The organism is uncultured Chloroflexus sp. (assembly GCF_937129525.1).
Classification (GTDB): domain Bacteria; phylum Chloroflexota; class Chloroflexia; order Chloroflexales; family Chloroflexaceae; genus Chloroflexus.
This window is the reverse complement of the sequence record NZ_CAKZNK010000150.1, coordinates 1-2,787: the sequence shown is the minus strand read 5'-3', so window position 1 is coordinate 2,787 and position 2,787 is coordinate 1. Positions and strand designations below refer to the sequence as shown.

Sequence of the window (2,787 nt, the reverse complement as noted above, 5' to 3'; positions counted from 1 at the left end):
CCAGCGTGTAGGTCAGCGCCTGCCCCGGCGCCGCCACCGTCGCCCCGTCGCTCTTGCTCAACGCCATCGCCGGCTGGGGGGGAATTGTATTGGTATCGCTAGCCTGGCGTTGCGGATATGGATTCCCAAGCTGATCCTGGTAATCTAGTATCGCGGTATTGGTCAACGAACCGGTTGCGCCATTATTTACCTGTACCGCGACGGTAACACTATCACTGGCACCAGCGGCAAGCGGTCCGGGAATCGTAAAAGTTACTACCCCGCTGCTGTGACTGCAACTCCCCGGCAAGACCCCCATACTGCAACCAAGAAACGTTGTTGACGCGGGAAGGGTATCGGTAATGATCACGTTGAACGCTGCTCCGGGTGGGGTGCGGGTAAGATTAGCCTGATTTGCGACCGTGATCGTGTACGTCAATACCTGGCCGGGAGCGGTGATAGTAACGCCATCGTCCTTCGCAATTGTCAGATCCGGTTGTGGTGGTGGATCGATGAACAACAAAGTGCCAGCCTGGCCTTCTTGAATAAACTGATTGTTGCCATTGATACATGTCACGATTCGCCACCATCCCGTCTCAGGACTGGCAATCGTATCACCAACGCGAGTCGTAGCAGTACCACCATTCCAGATCGCATTACTCGAAAGAGTACCGGCTGTGCCACCGGTCAATCCATTTGGATCGTAAGTATCGGTCGGGCTGTAATATCTGACTCGTCCGTTGTTATCCATATCAAAGTTGTTGAACGTCACGCTTGGCTGACCTGGCGCCACATACTGGTGCAAAGTCAGACATTGTGTAGTTGCAGCGTTGTGCTGATACGTTGTGCTCGCCAGACCGATCAGCAACTCATCACCTGTGCCCGGCAACCCATCAGGGTCGTTGTAATTGGGTGGCGGGAGGTTATTCGGATTGTTATCATTGTCGGAGCCAAACCGTAAACGCCAGCTATTATCAGCATTACCGCCGGTTTCGACGCGCAAGATATAAGCGCCACACGTCACCGGCGCCGCGATTGTATACAGCCTCACCCATTGCGGACCAACTGTATTGGGGTTATAGGTTTGGGAAAGGAGCGAACCACTCGCCGACGGGGCCGGTTGCGTTGGTGGATTCAATGGAGTGCCGGGCGCGTAGACCTCGTACACTGTACTTCCAGAGGTGGTAATTTCATCGGCTACACCACTTCCAGCAGAGTTGTTAAGATCTGGATGAAATAGATCGATATGCACCGGGTTGTTGGGATCCCAACCGCACGGCACGTGCAGGGAAAAGTAGTGATACCCATTCCCACCCCCCGGATTGGTGTACCAATCGCCGATTCCTAACGCTCGCGAGGAGCTAGAGGTTTGGATGTAGAATGGTGAACTGGTAGGCGGCAATTCTACCGCATTAACAATCGAACCAAAAGGTATCGGAAACATAAAGGCTACTACCCAAAGTAGCAGCGTCAAGACGATGATGCGGCGTTGCATAGCATTTCTCCATAGCCTGCCCCTGAAAACAAAATCCGGAGGGGAGAGAACTGAAGTACTGTTCGGATTATAGTACATTTTGTCTACAATTCCAATACTTGTTGTACTACATGCAAATAGGACTTTAGTACTATCATCAATAAATGAAAGAGGGAATTATTTTGTTTTTGTTAAAGTGTGTCAGGTATTAAGCACGTAGTTAGAATGCTCTAGAAATTTGGAGTAAGCATAGTGTCAACTATCAATACTCGCCACGGCCCACTTCATTATCTTGCAGTTGGCAGTGGCTCGCCCTTCGTCTTGCTACATGGCAACACCTACAGCGCCGCAACCCAGGTTCGGCTGGCCCAGCGCTTTGCCGACCAGTTTACCGTCTACTCGTTTGACCTGCTTGGGCATGGCGGCTCGGCGCGGCCACCAGATCTCTTTTCTGTCCGCTACTTTCAGATGCAAGGTGAAGCGGTTGCCGATGCGCTGGCCGGCCTGTTTCATCAACCGGTACCGCTCTTTGGAATGAGCGCCGGCGGGATCAGTGCGCTCAATGCGATCTGTATTCGCCCCGACTTGATTGCAGCGCTCATTCTCGACGGTGTATTCGCGCGAGTGACAGCGGCAACGTATCAGGCACATCGCCATGCCACGGCGAGTATGTCGCCAAGCTGGCACCGGTATATGGCCGGTCAACATGGCGCCGACTGGTGGCCTATCCTCAATGCTGGCGTTGAAGCCGTGATTGAGCAGTTGGCTGCGCAAGAGGCGCTGGTAACACCGTGCCTCGATCAGATCAAGGTACCCACCATCATCTTCCACGGCGGAAAAGATCCCTTCGTTCCCGACGAGCAAGCCCGCGCTGTCGCCGTCGGGATTCGCGGCGCGCGCATCGTTTACGAACCAGAGGCCGGTCATCTGATCGCCTGGCGCAATCCCGATGCCTTTCGCGCTCGCGTTGGCCGATTCCTGGCCGAGCATGGACTGATCGAACCAACCACTTGATTGATATTGGTCAAATCCAGCATTCACCCGTAAAGTAGAAGGCAATGAACATCCCTCATCGGCACTGACCGATAGCAGTATCAGGTAATGAGGGATGTTCTTTTGCATACAGCGATTGACCTTAGCGCATAATCACAGGCATAAAGAGGCGGTGTGGCGCCGGTTCAACCGGCGGTGCGCCGGCTGGCGTGATGGTAACCGTAAAGCTCCCGCTGGCGCGGTTGCCCGCCGCGTCGCTGGCCACGCAGCTCACGGTCGTCTCGCCGAGCGGGAACACACTGCCGCTGGCTGGCGCGCACGTCACTGCCACGCTTCCACTC

General features: G+C 54.5%; 3 protein-coding genes. 1 reads left to right on the top strand and 2 read right to left on the bottom strand.

What is annotated here, in order from left to right; genetic code table 11:
- Positions 1-1,474: DUF11 domain-containing protein (locus tag Q0650_RS18150; protein WP_298821580.1), on the bottom strand; the 1,474-nt coding region annotated here is incomplete at its 3' end.
- Positions 1,475-1,705: 231 nt separating this feature from the next.
- On the opposite strand from Q0650_RS18150, the gene Q0650_RS18145 reads away from it, so the two are divergent.
- Entirely contained in the window at positions 1,706-2,467 is a 762-nt protein-coding gene (locus Q0650_RS18145; RefSeq protein WP_298821578.1) for an alpha/beta fold hydrolase, read from the top strand.
- Between the two features lie 121 nt (positions 2,468-2,588).
- On the opposite strand, the gene Q0650_RS18140 is transcribed toward Q0650_RS18145, so the two are convergent.
- Positions 2,589-2,787 (bottom strand): HYR domain-containing protein (locus tag Q0650_RS18140; protein ID WP_298821575.1); only part of this gene is annotated, 199 nt, incomplete at its 5' end.